Source organism: Pontibacter cellulosilyticus, from assembly GCF_014306105.1.
Lineage (GTDB): Bacteria > Bacteroidota > Bacteroidia > Cytophagales > Hymenobacteraceae > Pontibacter > Pontibacter cellulosilyticus.
Genome location: NZ_JACRVF010000001.1, coordinates 961,762 through 983,773 on the forward strand (window position 1 = coordinate 961,762; position 22,012 = coordinate 983,773).

Annotated in this window: 21 protein-coding genes; 19 read left to right on the plus strand and 2 right to left on the minus strand. The window is 49.0% G+C overall.

What is annotated here, in order from left to right; genetic code table 11:
* Positions 1-58 precede the first annotated feature (58 nt).
* Positions 59-1,339, minus strand: a complete 1,281-nt coding sequence (locus H8S84_RS04210; RefSeq protein WP_187066000.1) for a hypothetical protein — start codon at positions 1,337-1,339, stop codon at positions 59-61.
* Positions 1,340-1,635: 296 nt separating this feature from the next.
* On the opposite strand from H8S84_RS04210, the gene H8S84_RS04215 reads away from it, so the two are divergent.
* The 17 genes from H8S84_RS04215 (at position 1,636) to H8S84_RS04295 (ending at position 19,641) form a co-directional block, all read left to right on the plus strand.
* Positions 1,636-2,067 carry a CBS domain-containing protein gene (locus H8S84_RS04215; protein ID WP_187066001.1) on the plus strand — a complete coding sequence of 144 codons (432 nt, stop codon included), beginning with the start codon at positions 1,636-1,638 and terminating at the stop codon, positions 2,065-2,067.
* Between the two features lie 80 nt (positions 2,068-2,147).
* Entirely contained in the window at positions 2,148-2,582 is a 435-nt protein-coding gene (locus H8S84_RS04220) for an NADH-quinone oxidoreductase subunit A (protein WP_187066002.1), read from the plus strand.
* 86 nt (positions 2,583-2,668) lie between these two features.
* Positions 2,669-3,307, plus strand: a complete 639-nt coding sequence (locus H8S84_RS04225; RefSeq protein WP_187066003.1) for an NADH-quinone oxidoreductase subunit B — start codon at positions 2,669-2,671, stop codon at positions 3,305-3,307.
* Between the two features lie 44 nt (positions 3,308-3,351).
* Positions 3,352-3,648, plus strand: a complete 297-nt coding sequence (locus tag H8S84_RS04230; RefSeq protein ID WP_187066004.1) for a DUF4242 domain-containing protein — start codon at positions 3,352-3,354, stop codon at positions 3,646-3,648.
* 182 nt (positions 3,649-3,830) lie between these two features.
* Positions 3,831-5,582, plus strand: coding sequence for an NADH-quinone oxidoreductase subunit C/D (gene nuoC / locus H8S84_RS04235; protein WP_187066005.1), 1,752 nt, complete (start codon positions 3,831-3,833; stop codon positions 5,580-5,582).
* A gap of 124 nt (positions 5,583-5,706) precedes the next feature.
* Positions 5,707-6,171 carry an NADH-quinone oxidoreductase subunit NuoE gene (nuoE, locus tag H8S84_RS04240; protein WP_187066006.1) on the plus strand — a complete coding sequence of 155 codons (465 nt, stop codon included), beginning with the start codon at positions 5,707-5,709 and terminating at the stop codon, positions 6,169-6,171.
* A gap of 15 nt (positions 6,172-6,186) precedes the next feature.
* Positions 6,187-7,455 carry an NADH-quinone oxidoreductase subunit NuoF gene (nuoF, locus tag H8S84_RS04245; protein WP_187066007.1) on the plus strand — a complete coding sequence of 423 codons (1,269 nt, stop codon included), beginning with the start codon at positions 6,187-6,189 and terminating at the stop codon, positions 7,453-7,455.
* Positions 7,456-7,458: 3 nt separating this feature from the next.
* On the plus strand, positions 7,459-10,191 hold the full coding sequence (gene nuoG, locus H8S84_RS04250; RefSeq protein WP_187066008.1) for an NADH-quinone oxidoreductase subunit NuoG: 2,733 nt from the start codon (positions 7,459-7,461) through the stop codon (positions 10,189-10,191).
* A complete protein-coding gene (gene nuoH / locus H8S84_RS04255; RefSeq protein ID WP_187066009.1) occupies positions 10,161-11,123 on the plus strand; it encodes an NADH-quinone oxidoreductase subunit NuoH in 963 nt (320 codons plus the stop codon). The genes nuoG and nuoH overlap by 31 nt, the downstream gene beginning before the upstream one ends.
* 318 nt (positions 11,124-11,441) lie before the next feature.
* Entirely contained in the window at positions 11,442-11,957 is a 516-nt protein-coding gene (gene nuoI / locus H8S84_RS04260; RefSeq protein WP_187066010.1) for an NADH-quinone oxidoreductase subunit NuoI, read from the plus strand.
* Between the two features lie 3 nt (positions 11,958-11,960).
* Entirely contained in the window at positions 11,961-12,491 is a 531-nt protein-coding gene (gene nuoJ, locus H8S84_RS04265; protein WP_187066011.1) for an NADH-quinone oxidoreductase subunit J, read from the plus strand.
* Positions 12,492-12,502: 11 nt separating this feature from the next.
* Positions 12,503-12,796, plus strand: coding sequence for an NADH-quinone oxidoreductase subunit NuoK (gene nuoK / locus H8S84_RS04270; protein WP_230407038.1), 294 nt, complete (start codon positions 12,503-12,505; stop codon positions 12,794-12,796).
* Between the two features lie 2 nt (positions 12,797-12,798).
* On the plus strand, positions 12,799-14,685 hold the full coding sequence (nuoL, locus tag H8S84_RS04275) for an NADH-quinone oxidoreductase subunit L (RefSeq protein ID WP_187066013.1): 1,887 nt from the start codon (positions 12,799-12,801) through the stop codon (positions 14,683-14,685).
* Positions 14,682-16,265: an NADH-quinone oxidoreductase subunit M gene (gene nuoM / locus H8S84_RS04280; protein ID WP_187066014.1), complete on the plus strand. Its 1,584-nt coding sequence runs from the start codon at positions 14,682-14,684 to the stop codon at positions 16,263-16,265. The genes nuoL and nuoM overlap by 4 nt, the downstream gene beginning before the upstream one ends.
* Positions 16,252-17,706 carry an NADH-quinone oxidoreductase subunit N gene (locus H8S84_RS04285; protein WP_187066015.1) on the plus strand — a complete coding sequence of 485 codons (1,455 nt, stop codon included), beginning with the start codon at positions 16,252-16,254 and terminating at the stop codon, positions 17,704-17,706. The genes nuoM and H8S84_RS04285 overlap by 14 nt, the downstream gene beginning before the upstream one ends.
* 242 nt (positions 17,707-17,948) lie before the next feature.
* Entirely contained in the window at positions 17,949-19,334 is a 1,386-nt protein-coding gene (locus tag H8S84_RS04290; RefSeq protein WP_187066016.1) for an FAD-binding oxidoreductase, read from the plus strand.
* A gap of 25 nt (positions 19,335-19,359) precedes the next feature.
* Positions 19,360-19,641 (plus strand): cyclase, encoded by a 282-nt coding sequence (locus H8S84_RS04295; RefSeq protein ID WP_187066017.1) that lies wholly within the window; start codon positions 19,360-19,362, stop codon positions 19,639-19,641.
* Between the two features lie 43 nt (positions 19,642-19,684).
* Here the strand turns inward: H8S84_RS04295 and H8S84_RS04300 are convergent, their stop codons facing one another.
* Positions 19,685-20,101 (minus strand): carboxymuconolactone decarboxylase family protein, encoded by a 417-nt coding sequence (locus H8S84_RS04300; protein ID WP_187066018.1) that lies wholly within the window; start codon positions 20,099-20,101, stop codon positions 19,685-19,687.
* A gap of 113 nt (positions 20,102-20,214) precedes the next feature.
* On the opposite strand from H8S84_RS04300, the gene H8S84_RS04305 reads away from it, so the two are divergent.
* Both H8S84_RS04305 and dinB read left to right on the plus strand, forming a co-directional pair.
* Positions 20,215-20,667 (plus strand): Lrp/AsnC family transcriptional regulator, encoded by a 453-nt coding sequence (locus H8S84_RS04305; RefSeq protein WP_187066019.1) that lies wholly within the window; start codon positions 20,215-20,217, stop codon positions 20,665-20,667.
* Positions 20,668-20,679: 12 nt separating this feature from the next.
* Positions 20,680-21,762: a DNA polymerase IV gene (gene dinB, locus H8S84_RS04310; RefSeq protein WP_262890223.1), complete on the plus strand. Its 1,083-nt coding sequence runs from the start codon at positions 20,680-20,682 to the stop codon at positions 21,760-21,762.
* The last annotated feature ends 250 nt before the right edge of the window (positions 21,763-22,012 follow it).

Below are 22,012 nucleotides of genomic sequence, written 5' to 3' on the forward strand. Positions count from 1 at the left end.
TATGTTAAGGTTATCGCTGCCATACCTACCATGTTATTTTATAATTTATACTTGCTTTTCAGTGCCACTTGTTCATGTGATCGGCGTGCGTTTTAAGGTAGGCTCCGGGTTTGTAAAAAGTATCGTAAAACTCCAGATCGAGGTGGTGCGCCTGCAGGTACATGAGCATGAAAATAGATGGGACTGTAGCCGGAAACTTACCAAAGGTATCGTACACGTACTGCGCCTGCAACGCCACACATTCTCTAAACCGCTCGTCGTGAACCTGTGCTGCGCCTCTTACTTTGGCAGTGTCTTTCCAGGGGCCCGGAGTTGCCGGATTAAACGGCCCACCTTTACCAAACTTACGCTCACAAACAGCTTGAACAGCTGCACGCATATCCGGGTAGTGTGGCGGACAAAATCCTTCCATTACTCCCTCAAGCCCAGTTGGGTTAGGATAAGGCCAGTCTTTTCTCGTGTCGTACCGGAAGCCAAGCCCAGGCACCTCTGGGTTACCACTTGCCCCCAGCACGCTAAACAAATCGACGCCATCGTACATCCAGCCGCCTAGTCCCATCGCCTGCAGCATTAAAGTGCCTGCATAACAACTGGTAGCTATCTCTACGGTAACTTCCGCCAAACTCAACTGCTCCATAAAAGTAATGTTCCAGTTGTTGTTGATGTCTACCATGTCTTTGTACTTCTCAATGCCGGGGATAGGGCGTTTGTTTATGTCATCAGTCAGTACCATCCCGTTTTGCAGCATATAACAGATAGAAAGTAACACGTGCTGAGCCAGGTCAGCAACCGGGAACACCAAAAGCGTACCCGGTTTGTTCGCTACCCATGTGTTGTGCGCCTCTACGTAAGGCACTTCTGATGGCAGCCGCAAACGGCCATCCTGTATTTTTCGCACATGATTCTTTAGCGCATCCGTAATAGCCTGTAAATCTATACCTCCGTCATCGCTGCGTTCGGCAGCCGCGGCGGCATCACGGTTATCCAGCACATACACCCCGTCATCGTCTGTAAAAAAAGTTTTACTTGTATGGAAGCCCGCAGCCGATGGAAACGTACGGCCTCCTGCAGCGGCTGCATAATTCGAAAGATGCGGCGCATACCGTTGCGCCCTGTGTATCATGTGGTGCCAACCTGTGTTCCCACCACAGGCAGTTACCACCAGCATTTTCTCTAGTTCCGTAAGCGGCACAAGTTCATGCTTCGATTTATAAGCAAATACACCGTCTGGTATTTCGGCTCCCATAAAAAAGCGGCGCGACCTGCGCCCCAACAGCGCTTCAACTAATCCAAATTGGAGCATGTCCTGAAATCCTGGAGGCACGGAAGTAGTTTTCATAGTAGTATACTTAGGTCATACTTCGTTTACTTCTTCTGCTTTTTTCAGTTTTAGTTTATACTTTTTAAATACCAGGCCTCACCATTTATATTCTGATTCTCCAAATTTTATAACATCAGCTAAATGCAACTTATAACCCTCTGGATATTAATTCATAAGCATTCAATATTGCTTTTAGCACATTGTTGAAAATATTTTATGGATATTTCTATTATTTTTTTGACCTTTTTCACCTATCACCGTATACAAAAGCAAATATTCAAAATTCATTATTAACTTATTTACAGGAGGTTGTCATGGGAACAGTTAGAAACATACTCCAAACTAAGGGAAACAACATATTCTCTGTTAGCCCAAATGACACCGTGTTTAGTGCCCTGGAAAAAATGGTTGAGAACAACATAGGCGCATTGCTTGTGCTTAACCATGGAAAGTTCGAGGGTATCTTTACAGAAACTGATTACGCCAGAAAAGTAATCCTGAGAGGCAAAGCCTCCAAAGAAACCCTTATCAAAGAAATCATGACGGAGCGCCCGGTAACGGTAACACCCGATACCACTATGGAAGAATGCATGACGCTCATGACATCCAAGTACATACGCCATCTACCCGTTTTCGAAGGACGAAGCCTTGTTGGCCTGATCTCTATCGGCGACATAGTGAAGTACATCATAGACGAGCAGAAATTTATAATCGAGAATCTCGAACACTATATATCCGGCACCTGATAGCAAGTACTGTTAACTGAGCCTGAACAGAATACCGTTTTTATTTTCAACGAGTTAGCTGCGCCAAAGGGCGAAAGTGTATGTATGCTTCAACTGAAAATGATGTGGTCCTATGGCCATTGTTGGTCTACGGTACCATCGTTCTAAGCCTTGTTGTGCTCATTCTGGGTTTGTCTCATGTGCTGGGACAACGTGCTCAGGGGCGTGCTACAGGGCAACCATACGAAGGCGGCATTGTGAGTGCGGGTTCTGCACGCTTACGCTTCTCCTCCCAATTTTATTTAGTAGCCATGCTCTTTGTCATTTTCGACGTGGAGACGGTATTTATACTTTCCTGGGCCATTGCTTTCAGAGAACTAGGTTGGTACGGTTACATAGGTGTGGTAGTGTTTATTGCCTTGCTGCTGGTGGTGCTGGTGTACGAGTGGCGCAACGGAGCACTGGACTTTGGGCCGGATGGCAAGAAAATTTTAAAAGCGTATAAGCGGCTCATTAAAAAACCGCAGGCTGAATAGTATAGCTTGATTTACAAAATAGAAAGACACTCGGGAAAGTATAACCCAGTGTAATACATCACCCAAACATAAAACGTCAAATGCCTATGAAGTGGTGGCTAAGCAAACCCGACGCACCGGTAAATACCGTGAAAGGTACAGGCTCTTACGAAGATGCCGTGCAGCAAAGCATTATGCTTACTACGGTGCAGGACCTATTGGCCTGGGGGCGTAAAAACTCTATGTGGCCTTTCCACTTTGGCCTTTCCTGCTGCTTTGTTGAGATGGCTACCAGCATGACGCCCAAGTATGACGTGGCCCGTTTCGGTGCCGAGGTAATACGGGGCACCCCGCGCGAGGCCGACGTTATGATCATTGCCGGTACTGTGTTCATCAAAATGGCACCTATCATCAAACGCCTTCATGAGCAGATGATGGAACCGAAATGGGTGATCTCGATGGGTTCCTGCGCTAACTCCGGTGGTATGTACGATATCTACAGCGTGGTGCAGGGAGTTGATAAATTTTTGCCGGTGGATGTGTATGTACCCGGCTGCCCTCCCCGACCAGACGCTTTTATGGAAGGCCTAATGCTGCTTGCCGAGGGAGTAGGAAAAGAACGAAGACCTCTGAGCTGGACCATTGGAGAGCAGGGCGTGATAAGACCTGAAAAAATTGATGTAAAAGCTCGCAAACGGGAAAGATGGGATACCATGAACGAGTTCAGATCACCGGATGAAGTATAAAATTGCTATAAAAACATTCTTAAACTATTCTACCAGAAAGTAATATGCCAAAATACGTTATCGAGCGGGAAATTCCCGGCGCCGGCAAACTGACTGCCGAACAACTTAAAAGCATTTCTCAAACTTCATGTGGCGTGCTTAGCAACATGGGTCCCCAGATACAATGGGTGCACAGTTATGTAACAGGTGACAAGATCTACTGTGTATACATAGCACCAAACGAAGAAATGGTACGTGAACATGCAAAACAAGGCGGGTTTCCGGCTAATTCAGTAAGTGAGGTATCCACTGTAATCGACCCCACAACTGCTGAAACAGTAACTGATAAAGCACTGGCCTAAAGCTGGTTACAAATAAATCAAGGTATACCTATTTGCTGGCGTTCCGGAAACTAACCATTGCCAGAACACCAGCAAATGGAAAACATACAAAACATCAACAAAAACAAATTTTAAAGTAAGCTTACAGCACTTTCTTACAATGAGTTAACAGTAATACAGGCATAAATTTTTCATTCCTCCTTATGGAAAATAACAGCGGCACATTGCTGGAACTGCAATCGCGGTTCGGCGAAGATACGTTTAAGCAGCAACAAACCCGGGATGAGATACTCACCCTCTGGATGCCATGCAACCAGCTGAAGGAAGTGCTCACATTCCTTAAATCGGCTGTTCCGAAGCCATTCCGGATGCTGTATGATTTAGCCGCTGTAGATGAGAGAACACGCAACAAGCAACACAATGGCTTCCCGTCTGCTGCCTTCACACTCGTTTATCACCTTTTCTCATTCGAACGCAATGAGTTTGTTCGCTTAAAAGTAGCTCTCTCCGACGAATTCCCGACCGCACCAAGTATAAGTAACATATGGGCTAACGCTAACTGGTACGAGCGTGAAGTATATGACATGTTCGGCATCAAATTCGAAGGGCACCCGCACCTTTCACGTATTCTCATGCCGCGCACCTGGGTAGGCCATCCGCTTAGAAAAGAACATCCTGCCCGCGCCACTGAAATGGGACCGTTCCAACTTTATGACGATAAGGTAGATCTTGAACAGGCAGCGCTGCAGTTTAAACCTGAAGAATGGGGACTGGAACGGCAAAGTGAAGACAGCGACTTTATGTTCCTGAACATCGGCCCGCAGCACCCCGGCACGCACGGTGTACTTAGAATTATACTTCAGCTGGACGGTGAGGATATCGTGGATGCCATTCCGGATATCGGCTTTCACCACCGTGGTGCCGAAAAAATGGGCGAACGCCAGACATGGCATTCCTACATCCCCTATACCGACAGGGTAGATTACCTGGGCGGCGTGATGAATAACCTGGCCTACCTGCTTTCGGTGGAAAAACTAGCTGGTATCGAAGTACCAGAGCGCGTGAAAGTGATCCGTGTAATGCTGTGTGAGCTCTTCCGTATTGCCAGCCACCTGGTATGGTATGGCACCTTTGCACAGGACTTAGGCCAACTTTCCCCTGTTTTCTACATGTTCTCCGATCGTGAGAAAATCTTCAATATCATAGAGGCCGTTTGTGGCGGGCGCATGCACCCGAACTGGTTTAGAATTGGTGGTGTGGCGCAGGACCTGCCTAAGGGTTGGGAAAAGCTGGTGCAGGACTTTGTCGATTACTTCCCGAAACGCCTGAAAGAGTACGACAGCATGGTGATGAAGAACAGCCTGTTCAAGGCACGCACCGTGGGTATCGGCATCTTTACCTTGGATGAGGCCATTGAATGGGGCGTTACCGGACCTGGCTTAAGAGCCTGTGGCATGGAATGGGACTTCCGCAAAAAGCGCCCTTACTCCGGCTATGAGATGTTCGACTTTGATATTCCGACTGCTGCCAACGGCGACTGCTACGATCGCGCTGTAGTACGCGTGGAAGAGATGCGCCAGAGCCTGCGCATTATAGAGCAATGCCTCAAAAATATGCCCGAAGGACCTTACAAAGCAGATCATCCGCTTACCACCCCTCCTATGAAGGAACGCACCATGCACGATATAGAAACCCTGATCAGCCACTTCTTGAGTGTAACCTGGGGACCTGTGATGCCTGCCGGTGAGGCCATGAGCTGCATTGAGGCGACAAAAGGTGCAAACGGATATTACCTGACCAGTGACGGGAACACGAACCCTTACCGGGTACGCATCCGGACTCCCTCTTTCCCGCACATGCAAATGCTCCCTTACATCAGCAGAGGCTATACCGTAGCCGACATGCTATCTATACTTGGAGCCATGGATTATGTGCTGGCTGATATTGACAGATAGCTTGCTAGATGAGTGAATTCTGAATGCGTGAATGAATAGAAATAAATGGTACACAGTGGCGCTGTATTCAAGTACGCGCCGCTTGTACCACCAAAAATATGGTCTTGATACTTGTCTCTTAGCTATGCTTACATCAGAAGAAATAGAAAAAATTGAGCATGAGATCTCGCTGGTGCCTGTCCGGAAAGCAGCCTGCGTAGAGGCACTGAAGGTGGTACAGCAGCATCGTGGCTGGGTGTCAGATGATACCCTGAAAGCTGTGGCAGAGTTCATGGAAATGTCTACTGCCGAACTGGACAGTGTAGCCACCTTCTACAACCTGATCTACCGCCAGCCGGTGGGTCGCCACGTGATCCTGATCTGCGACAGTGTGAGCTGCTGGGTGATGGGCTATGAAAATGTGCGGGAAGTACTGTCGGATAAACTGGGTATACAATATGGCCAAACCACACCAGACGGAAAATTTACGATGCTCCCCAACGTTTGCCTCGGCTGCTGCGACCACGCTCCTGCCCTGATGATAGACAACGACCTCTACCACGACATCACACCTGAGAAACTGGACGAAATACTGGCAAAGTACGCCTGATAAAACAATGGCACCATGGAAACGCCCCTGACCCAACATATCGTAGCCAACCGGCCGCCACTCAGCTTAAAAGAGTATGAGCAGGTAGGCGGTTACCAGTCTGTAAGGAAAGTCCTGAAGCAGATGACACCGGCTGAAGTAACCGAGCTTGTAAAAGCCTCTAACCTGAAAGGCCGGGGTGGTGCCGGCTTTAGCACAGGTATGAAATGGAGCTTTGTGCCGATGGATGTTCCGGGGCCGAAATACCTGATCTGCAACGCCGATGAGATGGAGCCAGGCACCTTTAAAGACAGGCTGCTGCTTGAGGGAAATCCGCACCAGCTGATAGAGGGGATGATCGTGGCGGCCTATGCCATACAGGCAAATGTTTCTTACGTGTTCCTGCGCTGGGCCTACAAACTGGCAGCACACGAGATCACCAAAGCCATACAGGAAGCGTACGATGCCGGCTACCTTGGCAAAAATATATTGGGCACGGGCTTTAACCTGGACATGCACCTGCATACTGGCGTAGGCCGCTATATCTGTGGCGAAGAAACGGCTTTGATAAACGCACTACAAGGAAAAAGAGCCAACCCAAGAGCCAAACCTCCTTTCCCGCAGGTAAGCGGACTTTACGGCAAGCCTACTATCGTGAACAACGTGGAAACGCTTAGCTGTCTGCCACACATTGTAAACAACGGAGCAGAGTGGTTTAAAGGCCTGAGTAAAAGTGAGGATTCCGGCACCAAATTGTACGGGGTAAGCGGCAAAGTGAAAAGGCCCGGTACTTGGGAGTTACCCATGGGCATAACTGTTCGGGAGCTGCTGGAAGAGTATGCCGGCGGCATGAAAGACGATGTGCAGTTCAGAGGTTTGTTACCAGGCGGCGCTTCCACAGACTTTCTGGTAGAAGAGCACCTCGACCTGAAAATGGATTATCCTTCCATTACCAAAGCAGGCAGCCGCATGGGCACAGGCACTATGATCGTGCTGGACGATAAGACCTGTCCTGTTGGCTTTGTGCTTAACCTGCAGCATTTCTTTGCCCAAGAATCTTGTGGCTTCTGTACCCCTTGCCGTGATGGCCTGCCCTGGGTAGAGAAGATACTCCTGGCTATGGAACGTGGTGAAGGAAAGCCTGAACATATGAACATACTTGAATTTCATACACAGTTCCTTGGTCCCGGCAACACCTTCTGTGCCTTGGCTCCCGGTGCTATGGAGCCCCTGCAAAGTGCACTTAAGTATTTCAGAGCAGATTTTGAAAGACACATCACAGAACATAAATGCCCCTGGAAGTAAGATATGGCAACAATATACATAGACGACAAACCCTTTGAGGTACCAGAAGGCAAGAACCTGCTGGAGACTTGCCTGAACTTGAAAGAAGACCTCCCCTACTTTTGCTGGCATCCGGCAATGGGTTCGGTGGGAGCCTGCCGCCAATGCGCTGTTACTGTTTACAAAGACGAAAATGATAAGGTAGGCAGGCTGATGATGTCGTGTATGGAGCCGGTGCGGGATGGCATGCGCCTTTCCATCAAGAACCAGCAAGCGAAGGACTTCCGCAACAACGTAATCGGCTGGCTGATGACAAATCACCCTCACGACTGTGCCGTGTGCGACGAAGGCGGTTCCTGCCACTTACAGGACATGACCGTAATGACCGGCCATACTTACCGCAAGTATAGTTTTGATAAGAAAACGTACCGCAACCAATACCTGGGCCCGTTCCTGAACCATGAGATGAACCGCTGCATACAGTGCTACCGCTGTGTACGCTACTATAAAGACTATGCCGGCGGGAAAGACCTGGACGTTTTCGGAGCCCACAACCATTTATACTTTGGCCGCGCAGAAGAAGGCGTGTTAGAGAGTGAGTTCAGTGGAAACCTGGCAGAAGTATGCCCTACCGGTGTATTCACAGACAAAACCTTGAAACAGCACTATACCCGCAAATGGGACCTGACCACCGCTCCATCGGTTTGCCACCACTGCAGCCTGGGATGTAACACTATTGCCGGGGAAAGATATGGTACTTTGCGTAACATCACCACCCGCTACAACGGCGAAGTTAACGGGTACTTTTTGTGTGACCGTGGCCGCTTTGGCTACGAGTTCGTGAACAGTGCCGCCAGAATCAGAAAGCCACTGGTAAGAAGTCAGTTACCGGAAGCCACTACCAAAGAGCATGCTTTACAGGAAGCAGCCGGCATGATCAGCAAAGGCCGTGTGATTGGTATTGGATCGCCACGTGCATCCGTAGAATCCAACTTTGTTCTGAAAACGCTGGTTGGTGAAGATAATTTCTACCTGGGTGTATCAGAGCCGGACCACGACCTGGTGGAGTTCAACCTGCGGGTGCTAAGAGAAACAAAGGCGCACATCCTATCACTTAGAGAAGTAGAGAAGTGCGATGCAGTACTTATACTTGGCGAAGACTTGACCAACACAGCTCCAATGTTGGCGCTGGCGGTGCGGCAGTCGGTAAGGCAGCAGCCTTTAGAGGAAGTAGCTGCTCTTAAAATACCGCTGTGGCAGGATGCAGCCGCACGCGAACTGATTCAGGATAAGAAAGGACCGCTGTACATTGCCACCTTCAACCCAACCAAGCTAGATGAGGTTGCCACCGAAATATTTAACGCCACTCCTGCCGAAATTGCCCGACTTGGTTTTGCCATAGCCAATAAAATTACCGGTCAGCCGTCAGAGGTAAACGACTTAGGCAAGGCAGAAGAAGATTTGGCAGCGCAGATTGCAGAGGCACTGCTTTTGGCAAAACGCCCTGCCATTATCTCCGGAACGCACGGTGGCCGCGAGAGCATCATTAAAGCAGCAGCCAATATTGCCAATGCCCTGCACGACAAAGGCAAAGAAGCAGGCATTATGCTCACTGCTCCGGAATGTAACAGTATGGGTTTGGATATGCTGGGCAGCCACCGGCTGGAGTCAGCCTTTGCGGTAATGGAACACGGTGAAGCTGATACGGTAATTATACTTGAAAACGACCTGTACCGTAGGGCCTGCTCAGATGAAGTAAATAAGTTCTTTGAGCAATGTAAAAATGTGATCGTACTCGATCATCTGCACACGCCCACCACCGAAAGGGCAAATGTGCTTTTATCGGCGGGTACCTTTGCTGAGTCTGATGGTACACTGGTGAATAATGAGGGACGTGCACAGCGGTTTTACCAGGTATATCCTACCTCAGAAGACTTACAGGAAAGCTGGCGCTGGCTCATGCAACTCGGTGCAGCTATAGAACATAAGCAGATGCTTGGCTGGAGCACGTTTGATGATATCTTGCCTGCCATTGTAGTAGCACACCCTGAGTTAAAGGGAATTGAGCGTGTTACACCATCTGCCGATTTCAGGATAGCCGGACAAAAGATACCACGCGAAACACACCGTTTTAGTGGCAGAACAAGTATGAACGCAGGCATGAATGTTAGCGAACCAAAGCCGCAGGAGGACCCGGATTCACCACTAACCTTCACGATGGAAGGCTACCGCGGTCAGGCACCTTCCTCGATCATACCATTCTTCTGGTCACCGGGCTGGAACTCACAACAAGCTATCAATAAATATCAGGAAGAAATTGGCGGGCCGCTACATGGCGGCGACCCTGGTATTAGAATGATTGAAAAAACAGAGCAAAGTATAGGCACGCACTTCAGCGAGGCTCCGGAGCATTTCCAACCACTGGCCGACCACCTGTTCATGGTGCCGGTTTACCATACTTTCGGCTCCGAAGAGTTAAGTGCACAGGCTCCGGCAATTGCTCAACTCACTCCAGAGCCTTATCTCATACTTAATGTGACAGATGCCTTGGAATTAAAACTGGAAGAGGGACAGCACCTGACATTTAAGATAGGTGAACTGATGTACCACCTACCGATAAAGATAAGCATGACGATCACAAGAGGTACGGCTGGCTTGCCTGTTGGATTGCCGGGTGTGCCATTTGCTGAGTTGCCAGGTTGGGCCATTTTAAATAAAGATCTGATATGGAAGCAGAAACCACAAGCTATCTCCTGATCATTGGAGTCACACTTTTTGTGCTTCTGAATGTAGCGGCACTCCTGATATGGGTAGAACGCCGCATGCTGGCACTCTGGCAGGACCGCTATGGCCCTAATAGAGCGGGTCCGTTTGGCTTGCTCATCGTAGCAGCCGATTCCCTGAAACTGTTCTTTAAGCAGGATTGGATTCCGCCGTTTGCCGATAAAAAGGTATTCGTGATTGCGCCAACTGTTGTGCTGATTTCGGTGCTGATGGCTTTTGCCGTAGTACCTTTCGCACCAGGCATTGTGGTGGCTGATCTCAACATCGGACTCCTGTTTTTCCTGGCTATGTCGTCGATGGGTGCTTACAGCATTATTCTTGGCGGCTGGGCTTCTAATAATAAGTATTCCCTGCTTGGCTCCATGCGCGGCGCTGCCCAGATGATCTCTTACGAGGTTTTCATGGGCTTATCGCTGATGGGGGTTGTGCTGATGGCGGGCAGTTTTAACTTATCAGACATCGTGCTGGCGCAGGCAGAAATGTGGTTTGTGGTGCCGCAGATATTAGGCTTCATAATCTTCTTCATTGCCGGCATCGCCGAGACGCACCGCCTGCCACTGGATATTCCAGAAGCAGAAAGTGAGTTAAGTGCAGGTTTCCACTCAGAGTATTCAGGTATGAAGTTCGGCATGTTCTTCATTGGCGAGTATCTGGGCATTACCCTTATCTCCTGCATGGTGGTGACTTTATACTTTGGCGGTTGGCTTGGCCCTGATTTTCTGCCGCCTATCGTGTGGTTCATACTTAAAGTAGCTTTCTTCATCATGATTTTCATACTGTTGCGGGCCTCACTGCCAAGACCAAGATATGACCAGTTGATGGAGTATGGCTGGAAAATCCTGCTGCCACTTACCCTGCTGAACCTGCTGGTAACTGCTGGGGTGTTGCTATGGCTGGCGGAGTAGGAATATTGAATGAGTGGGTGAGTAAATTATCCAACCACCCCTAACCCCTCCTTATCCAAGGCGAGGAACATTCGCAGATGTAATTAACCTCTAGGGAGAGGCTATAGGTGGGTTTGAACAGGTTACTATTACTACTGGGATGGCAGAAAAAGTGGTAATAGCGGACTCCCCGCCTTGGATAAGGAGGGGATAAAGGGGTGGTTTGACCCGGTACTGCAAAAAGACGGAATTAGAATCCGAAACACAATTGCAGTCCCCTCAAGGGGACAAATAAAAAATAGATTAGAATAATAGCTATAAAAAGAAAGGAGCAGGAATATGTTTAGTTTACTGCGTACCATGTGGCTCACGTTTTTACATGCATTCCACAAGCGTGATACCATACTTTACCCTGAGCAAAAGCCCATACTTCCAACGCGCTGGCGGGGCCGCATTGTCTTGTCGCGCGACCCGGATGGTGGCGAACGCTGCGTGGCCTGTAACCTCTGTGCCGCCGCCTGCCCCGTGGACTGTATCTCGCTGCAGGCTACCGAAGACCCTACCGGCAGACGCTATCCGGAGTTCTTCCGCATTAACTTCTCGCGCTGCATCTTCTGCGGCTACTGCGAAGAGGCCTGCCCTACTTATGCTATCCAACTCATACCTGATTTTGAGATGGGAGAATACAACCGCCAGAACCTCGTGTACGAGAAAAAGGATCTGCTCATTAACGGGCAAGGCAAGTACCACGGCTACAACTACTACAGAGTGGCAGGTATGGCCATTGGCGGAAAAGACAAAGGAGAAGCAGAAAATGAAACGCCTCCTGTAGATGTTAAAAGCTTAATGCCCTAACCTATGGAACTGACATTTTACATAGCTGGCGCCGTAGCCATACTTGCTACCATCATGGTTATTACCAGGTATAACATGATCCACGCCTTACTCTACCTGGTTGTCTCTTTCCTGGCAGTAGCCGTGGTATTCTTTACACTGGGTGCACCGTTTATGGCGGCCCTGGAAATCATCATCTACGCCGGGGCCATTGTGGTGCTTATCATCTTCGTGATCATGATGCTGAACCTGAGCGAGGATGCCACCCAGCAGGAGAAAGAATGGCTGAAACCCAGCATCTGGATAGGCCCGGCCATACTTTCAGCGGTGCTGCTAGCCGAGCTGATATACATTTTCACAGCGATGGATGTACCTACTACTGCCACTGTTCCGGTTGATGCCAAGCTAGTTGGTCTGGCTCTGTTCGGACCATATATGCTGGGAGTGCAGCTGTGCGGTATGATGCTGATGGCAGGTATCGTGGGAGCTTATCACCTGGGTCGTCAGAAGAAAAAAGTTACTCACCGCTTTTTGGAGAAGGAGGCCGCACAATGAACGGAATAAGCATGGAAGCCGGACTGCTCTTAGCAGCCATACTTTTTGCCCTGGGCCTAATGGGTCTGCTGATGCGGCGCAACATCATTTTTATGCTGGTGTCTGTGGAGATCATGCTCAATGCTGCCGGCCTGGCCTTTATTGTAGCAGGTATGCGCTGGGCCCAACCCGATGGACAGGTGATGTTCATTTTTATACTTACGATGGCAGCCGCAGAGGTATCTGTAGGCCTGGCACTTATACTTCAGTTGTATCATCAGTTAAAAACCTTGGACAGCGATGCCGCAAGTAGAATGAGAGGATAACAATGGAAAATCTGATCTGGTTAATTCCCGCCCTGCCCTTTTTAGGTGCACTGCTGCTTATACTTTTCGGCCTGAAGATGCCGCGCATTATGGTACCGGTGATTGGAGCTGGTAGTGTAGGCATATCGTCACTGCTCACTATATTTTTGGGCATACAATTCTTGTCGGATGGTGCGGCCATGTACGTGCAACATGTCTGGACGTGGTTCAGTATTGGTGGCTTCAGTCCGGGCATTGCTTTCCATGTGGATGCGCTGACAATGGTGTTCATTTTTGTCATCACATTTGTCGGTTTTCTTATCCATTTATATTCTGCAGAGTTCATGGCCGAGGATGCCGACTACTCCCGCTTCTTTGCCAGCATGAACTTGTTTGTGGGCTCTATGCTGGTGCTGGTTTTGGCTGATAACCTGGTGCTTTTATACTTAGGTTGGGAAGGCGTAGGCTTGTGCAGTTTCCTACTGATCGGTTTCTGGTACCGTGAGCCCGCCAACGGCTACGCGGCTCGCAAGGCCTTCATCATCACACGCGTAGGCGACACAGCCATGGCCATTGGTCTTTTCCTGCTATTCCAGTACTTCGGTACACTTAATATTCAGGAGATACTCACGCAGGCACCGCAAACCTGGTCGGTTGGTTCGCAAACGGCTGTGCTGGTGGCGCTGCTGCTGGTGGGTGGCGCTGTGGGCAAATCGGCTCAGTTGCCTTTGCAGACTTGGCTACCAGATGCGATGGCTGGCCCTTCTCCTGTTAGTGCGCTGATACATGCGGCAACCATGGTAACGGCTGGTGTATACTTGATTACCAGAACCTACGTGCTGTTCGAGTTGGCTCCTACGGCACAAATGGTGGTAGCTTTTATTGGTGCTGCCACGCTGCTAATTGCCGGCTTCACCGCCCTCACGCAAAACGACCTGAAACGGGTGCTCGCCTACTCCACCATCAGTCAGATCGGGTATATGTTCCTGGCTTTGGGCGTGGGTGCCTGGTCTGCTGCGGTGTTTCATTTCATGATTCACGCTTTCTTTAAGGCTTTACTATTCCTCGGAGCAGGGGCGGTTATCATGGCATTGCACCACGAGCACGACATGTTTAAAATGGGAGGCCTACGCAAAAAAATGCCTGTAGTGTTTTGGACCTTTTTGATCGGTTCTGCCTCGCTGGCTGCTGTGCCTTTAATCAGTGCCGGTTTCTACAGTAAAGACCAGATTTTATGGCTCGGACTGGCAGGTGGAAACGGCAGTGTTATACTTTACATCGCGGCGTTGCTGGGTGCATTTGTCACCTCCATTTATACTTTCCGGATGGTGTTCATCACCTTCTACGGCGAAGAAAAAACGCACATCAGCCACATGCCGGGCTTCTGGATGAAGCTGCCTTTGGTGGTGCTGGCCATACTTTCGTTGCTGGGTGGTTTTATAGAACTGCCGCACAACTTCGCCCATTTTACGCTGTTCACAGATTACCTGAAGCCGGTATTGCCTGTCATTGTGATTGATGAAGGACTGGCAACCATTGAATGGATCTTCCAGATCGTGGCGGCGCTGGTGGCACTATCGGGTATTTACATTGCGTACCTGTTCTACCTCAAGAAACCATACCTGGCGCAGAACATGGAGCGATCAAAATTTGCTATGTCGTTGCATCGCTTCTGGTACTCCGGCTGGGGCTTTGATGCGCTGTATAATGCCGTTTTTGTAAGGCCATACGTGTACCTATCCAAAGCAAACCGGAGCGATGGTATTGACTTCTTTTACACCGGACTCGCCTACTTTACCCAATGGCTTAACAGCCTGTTTACCCGCACCCAAACCGGTATGCTGCGCACCTATATGATGGGCGTGCTGGTGGGGGCTATACTTGTTGTAACTATAAGTCTGCTGCTATGATACTACTCTGGATGATCGTGATTCTGATGGCAGGCGGCGTGCTTGCCTGGATTACAGGTCGGGTAAACGATGCGCTGCCCCGATGGATCTCTTTGCTGACTATACTAGCCAACCTGGCGCTGGCAGTGTGGCTATGGCTTGCAGAGCCTGCTACGGCGTTAGTGCCAAAAGGAGCCTGGATTGCTAACCTAAGTATAGCCTGGATTCCGCAATGGGGCGTTGGTTTTGACCTGGCGCTGGACGGACTTAGCCTGCTAATGTTGCTGCTCACATTTGTGCTGGGCTTTCTGGCAGTACTAGTATCCTGGAATGAGATCTATACCAAAGTCGGCTTCTTTCATTTTAACCTGCTGTGGGTATTGGCCGGTATCACAGGCGTGTTCCTCACCATGGACCTGTTCCTGTTCTACTTCTTCTGGGAAGTGATGCTGATACCAATGTACTTCCTCATTGGCATCTGGGGACATGAAAACAGAACCTACGCAGCTTATAAATTCTTCATCTTTACGCAGGCCAGCGGACTTTTAATGCTGTTGGCTATACTTAGTCTATACTTTATACATGGCAGCCAGACAGGAATTTATACTTTCAACTATTTCGAGCTGCTAGGTACCAGCTTCTCTCCTGCTATGGGCATGTGGCTGATGTTCGGTTTCCTGGCCGCTTTCTTGGTAAAGTTACCGGTAGTGCCGTTCCACTCCTGGCTACCCGACGCACACTCGCAGGCACCGACAGCGGGTAGCGTTATACTTGCCGGACTGCTTCTGAAAACCGGTGCTTATGGTCTGCTGCGTTTTGTATTGCCGCTGTTTCCGGAGGCTGCCATAGCATTTGCTCCCTGGGCCATGCTGCTGGGCGTGATCGGTATTATTTACGGAGCCATACTTGCCTATTCTCAAACCGACCTGAAACGACTGGTAGCCTATACTTCGGTGAGCCACATGGGCTTTGTGATTCTGGGGGTGTTTGCCTTTAACGAACTGGCTTTGCAGGGTGTGGTGATGCAGATGATCACGCACGGCCTCAGCACCGGCGCACTCTTCATCATGGCCGGCTTCCTGTACGACCGCATCCATACCCGCAACATCGAGAAAATGGGGGGCTTCTGGGCTACGGCTCCTAAAATGGGCGTGATAGCTTTGGTGTTCGTGATGGCTTCGCTTGGGCTTCCAGGACTGGGCAACTTTATTGCAGAATTCCTAACGCTGATCGGCAGCTGGCAAGCCAACAACTGGCTGACAGTGTTTGCTACCATTGGTGTGGTGCTGGCTACTGCTTACTCGCTGCGCATTCTCAAAAAAGTATACTACGGCCAAAACCTGACAGACCACATCATCCACGACCTTAGCGGACGCGAAATGCTGATTATGGTGCCGATGGTACTGCTGATTTTGTGGCTGGGCCTTTACCCACAGCCGGTGATCGATCTGGCAAAACCATCTATTGACGAGCAGCTACAGGCATACACGAATGTACCTGAAGATAGAACAATCTCAATGGAAAAGTCTGAAAGTACAACACAACCGACAGATACCCTTTCTCAACTAAAAACAAAAGGAGGTGCTTATGGTCTTAGATGATTTCTTACACCTGATGCCGCTGCTGATCCTGGTCATGGGCTCACTTATCACCATGCTGGTGATCGCTGTAAAACGTTACCACAAGATCATTTATATCATCACGATGCTTTCGCTAATCGCAGCCTTTGCCTCCTTGTTCGAGATAGGTATCGGAGAGCCTTATCATATCAGTCCGTTGTTTATAGTAGATGGTTTTGCGATCTTTTATATAGGGCTAATCCTTTTGTCATCATTGGTCGTAGCCATGCTGTCGTACGCTTATTTTGAGCAGCGAGAAGAACGGAAAGAGGAATATTACATTCTGCACATCCTGGCAACACTGGGCGCCTGTGTGATGGTGATCAGCAAACACTTTGGTGCGCTTTTCCTGGGGCTTGAAGTGCTGAGCGTTTCCTTGTATGGATTAGTTGCTTACCTGCGCACCCGCGAACGCTCCGACGAAGCTGGCATTAAATACCTTATACTTGCCGCCATGTCGTCTGCTTTCCTGCTGTTCGGAATGGCGCTGGTATATGCGATGTCAGGCTCTATGGGATTTTATGAGATCGGTTTATACTTAGCTGCCTCGCAACAGGTGCCGCTAATACTTATTGTGGGCTTCGGACTGATGGTGGTAGGCATCGGCTTTAAGTTGGGCGTAGTGCCTTTCCATATGTGGACGCCGGATGTTTATGAGGGTGCTCCTGCTCCGGTAACTGCTTTTATTGCAACAGTCTCCAAAGGAGGTATGGTAGCCGTGCTGATCCGTTTTTTTATGCAGACAAACGGCTTCAACTATCCTACCATGATCCTGATCTTCACCATTATTGCCATTGCCTCCATGTTTGCAGGTAACATCCTAGCCCTGATGCAGAACAACGTGAAGCGTATACTTGCTTATTCCTCCATCGCGCACTTAGGGTATATCTTAGTAGCCTTTCTGGCAGGCAATGCCATGGGCATAGAGGCTGTAACGTTTTACTTGGTAGCCTACTTTATCACCAGCCTGGGTGCGTTCGGTATCATTACGTTACTGTCGGATGAGGAGCGTGATGCGGAGCAGATGGAAGACTACCGCGGTCTGCTCTGGCGGCGCCCCTGGACAGCAGCTGCCTTTACTGCTATGTTGCTCTCTTTGGCAGGCATTCCGCTAACCGCAGGCTTTGTGGGCAAGTTCTTTGTGCTGGCGGCCGGTGTAAGAACTGAGCTGTGGCTGCTAGTAGTCATGCTGGCACTTAACAGCGTGATTGGTCTATATTACTACATCAAGATCGTAGCTGTTATGTTTTCCCAGACCAACGTGGGACATGAACGACAGGCACTGCACCCGTCGGCTTACCTTGTTAGTGGCGGCACCATAGCACTACTGGCCATACTTTTAATTTATGTAGGTGTTTATCCTGCCGGGCTGATGCAACTGATAGAAGCGCTTATAATTTCTATTTACGCACCAGTCATGTAAATTTTGAACGTTCACCATCATTTACTAAAGCCGCTGCTACGTTAAACAGCGGCTTTGCTTTAGTTACCAAGTTTTAGCCTTGTCCTTTTCATAAACCTGTAGCATTCGTATACATTACTATAAAGCAAAACATTTAAAGTATAGGTTGCACCAGGTTACATAGCACCCTCTCATTTTTTCCGCATCACCCCACACGCAATAGATCATGGTGCAATTCTTAAATAAAAAAGGAGGAGTAAACCATGAACGAAACAAGTACAGTTCAGGACTTAAAGGCTGAGTTACTGGGCAAACTAATCCAGCCAAACGAAGAGGACTACGACCAGGCCCGTAAAGTATACAACGGCATGATTGACAAGCACCCGCGGCTCATTGCTCGTTGCGAGGACGTGGCCGATGTAGTGTATGCCGTAAACTATGCCCGCGAAAACAACCTGTTGGTATCTATTAAAGGAGGCGGCCACAACGGTGCCGGGTTGGGCATGTGCGATGATGGTCTTGCCATTGACCTTTCGCTGATGGACAGTGTGCGCGTGGACCCGGAAAAGAAGACGGCACGCGTGGAAGGCGGCTGCACCTGGCACAAAGTAGACCACGCAACGCATGCTTTCGGGTTAGCAGTTCCAAGTGGAATAATATCCTCTACCGGCGTTGGCGGACTTACACTTGGCGGTGGCATTGGCCATCTCAGTCGTATGTATGGCCTTACTATAGATAACCTGCTGGAGGTAGAGATGGTATTAGCAGATGGTAGTTTTGTAAAGGCAAACGAAAAAGAGCATTCAGATCTTTTCTGGGCTGTTCGTGGCGGCGGCGGCAACTTTGGGGTTGTAACAGCCTTCCTGTTCCAGCTGCACCCTATAGACACAGACTATGCAGGTCCGATGTTTTGGGAAATGGACAAGGTAAAAGAGATCATGCAATGGTACCGCGAGTTCATCCTTAAAGCACCAAACGATCTGAACGGGTTCTTCGCCTTCGTGCAGGTACCACCCGTTGAACCGTTCCCGCCTGAGCATCACAATAAAATTGTAGGCGGTATAGTATGGTGCTACACCGGACCAATGGATAAAGCCGAAGATATTTTCAAGGACATTAAAAGCCAGTTACCTCCTCCTGCTGTTGACCTGGTGGGTCCGATACCACACCCTACGCTGCAAAGTATGTTCGATCCGCTCTACCCAGCCGGACAGCAATGGTACTGGAAAGCAGACTTTGTGGAGGAACTGCGTGACGAGGCAATTGATTTGCACATAGCACATGCTAAAAAGCTCCCAAGTTCGACTTCTAGCATGCACGTCTACCCTATTAATGGGGCCGTACACGACGTAAAGGAAGATGCCACTGCCTGGAGTTACCGCGATGCAAACTGGGCCGAAGTAATTGTTGGTGTAGATGCAGACCCGGCAAACAAGCAGAAAATCACTAACTGGACCCGAGAGTACTATGACGCGCTGCACCCTTACTGCTCCGAAGGTGCTTATGTAAACTTTATGATGGAAGAAGGCGAAGACAGGATACGAGCCACTTATCGTGACAACTATGATAAGCTGACAAAAATCAAGAGAAAGTATGATCCGGATAACCTTTTCAGAGTAAACCAAAACATTAAACCAGCTGCATCCTAACATCACAAGAAAACAGACAAATAATATGGGATATCTTTTAATCAGACACGAAGTCAACGATTTTGATCACTGGAAAACAGCTTATAATGAGCACAAAGGCGCACGTGAAAAAGCTGGCCTGCGGGATTTATACCTGCTTCAGAACAAGTATAACCACAACGAAGTAGTGATACTCTTCGAAACCGAAAACGATCATCGGGCACAGGATTTCATTGAATCTGAGGATTTAAAAAAGGCTATGGAACGTGCAGGCGTCGTGGGTATGCCAGAGATCAGGATGCTGGAGGGTGAATCTGCGCATGTATAGATAACACCACCGGTTATACTGGTAGGCCGGTGGTGTTATAATTTTACTTTACAGGTTGCAGGTTAAGTATAGCCCCGAAACGCTGTGAGGCAGTAATAAAACAAATGAACGCACAAAGCGCAGCTATTTCCTTCTCTGTAAACACCTCCCGCAGCAGCTCGAAATGAGCACCCGAAATAGATAGATGATCCAAAGCAAAAAGCTCTGCAAACGCTGTGGCGTAACTTTCCCGCTTATCTGCCTTTACCTCGTTTGGCTTGCCTTTGGCCATGCAATAAGCACATTGATTTCCAAAGGCAAGTGTTCTGCGCACCTGCTCCAGTAAGGCTGCGTCCAGTCCTGACCTATTAAATAATGTTACCTCCAGCTCATCCCAGGCCTGAAGTATAGCAGGATTATGCCCTAGTAGTTTTGCGAACGGAGTACTACCGTTATCTGAAAGTTTGACTCTTGTTTCCATTGTTTTTTTAACACAAAAGTATAGCCTGTTGTGTATCTTTGGCATTAGAATCGAAGCTTCTGTAGCCAACATAATTTCGATTCCAAGCTTTTTACATATACTTTCTTTCGGTTATGGAAATGGATAAACTGAACTGGGCTATACTTACAGTATTACAGGAAAACAGCCGGCTTTCTTTTGCAGAAATCGGAAGGCAGGTAGGCCTCTCTGCCCCAGCTGTGGCTGAGCGGGTACAGAAACTGGAGGATAATGGTGTGATAAAAGGCTACGGCATTACGTTAGACCTGAGTAAACTTGGCTATACATTGCAGGCGCTTGTAGCCTTTAAAGCACATGCCGGTAAACTTCCCCGCTTCCTTGAGCTATTGCAGACCATGCCTGAGATCAGGGAGTGCTATCGCGTAACAGGAAGCGAGTGCCTGATGATGAAAGTAGCAGTAAAACAGGCCCAGGACCTGGAACTGATCATTAACGTATTTGTAGAGTATGGCGAGCCGACAACCTCTGTTATACTTTCAAATCCGGTAAGTTCCAAGCCCGTTGTAGAGCAGTTAGTTACCCATTAAGTATAATCCCTCTTGTCAGCACCCATCCGTAAGATAATACACATCGACATGGACGCATTTTTCGCGTCGGTGGAGCAGCGCGATAACCCGGAGCTGCGCGGAAAGCCTGTGGCTGTGGGTGGCTCAAAGGCAAGAGGCGTGGTAGCAGCGGCTAGTTACGAGGCCCGGAAGTATGGCGTGCACTCGGCCCTGGCCTCTAAAATTGCTGCACAGCGTTGCCCGCACCTTATTTTCGTAAAGGCCAGGTTTGAAGTATACAGTGCCGTGTCTCGGCAGATCCGTGAGATATTTCATTCTTATACCGACCTTGTGGAACCGCTTTCACTGGACGAGGCTTACCTGGATGTAACCGAAAATAAAGTAGGAATGCCTTCAGCCACTATTATTGCACAGGAAATCAGAAAGCGGATTTTTGAAGAAACCGGACTAACGGCATCAGCAGGCGTTTCCTACAATAAATTTTTGGCCAAGATCGCCTCTGACATGAACAAGCCCAACGGTTTCACACTAATAACCCCAGATAAGGCAGAGGGTTTAGTGGCTGGACTTGCAATAGAGAAGTTTCATGGGATAGGAAAGGTAACGGCTGCCAAAATGCAAAGTATGGGTATACTTACTGGAGCCAACCTGCGGGAACGCAGTGAAGAAGAGTTGGTTCGCAACTTTGGCAAAGTTGGCCGCTACTACTACCGCATTGCCCGCGCGCAGGACGACCGCGACGTGCAGCCGCATCGTATCCGTAAATCTATTGGCTCGGAGCGCACCTTTGACGTGGACCTGATAGAAGAGCACGACATGCTGCTGCAAATAGATAAACTATGTCAGGAAGTTGCTCATGATATGGAGAGGCTAAAAGCTACAGCCAAAACCGTAACACTTAAGATCAAATACTTCGACTTTACCCTGAACACGCGTAGCAAAACGTTCCTGAGCGAGTTCAGCAGCGCCGATGCTATTTATACTATCACACGCGACCTGCTGCGCACACCCCAGCTTCCCCTCTATCCTGTCCGGCTATTGGGCGTATCAGTTAGCAGCCTGCTCTACCAACACGACCGTCTGCAGGAAGGCTATCAGCTTACTCTGGAGCTCTGATAAGGATTTAGATAATTAGAAGATTGTCAGTATCGGGTCCAACCACCCCTGCCCCTCCTTATCCAAGGAGGGGAGTTTTACTTACTGTTTCTCTTATAATTCAAATAGCAACTTTCCTTCTCTTGTTATCATCATAGATATTATTTTGAGGGAGGTTGTGCGTTTGCTCCAGAGCTTCAGCCTGAACTTTGGTAAAACAAGGCTCCCCTCCTTGGATAAGGAGGGGCAGTTAGACCCGGTGCTGCAAAGG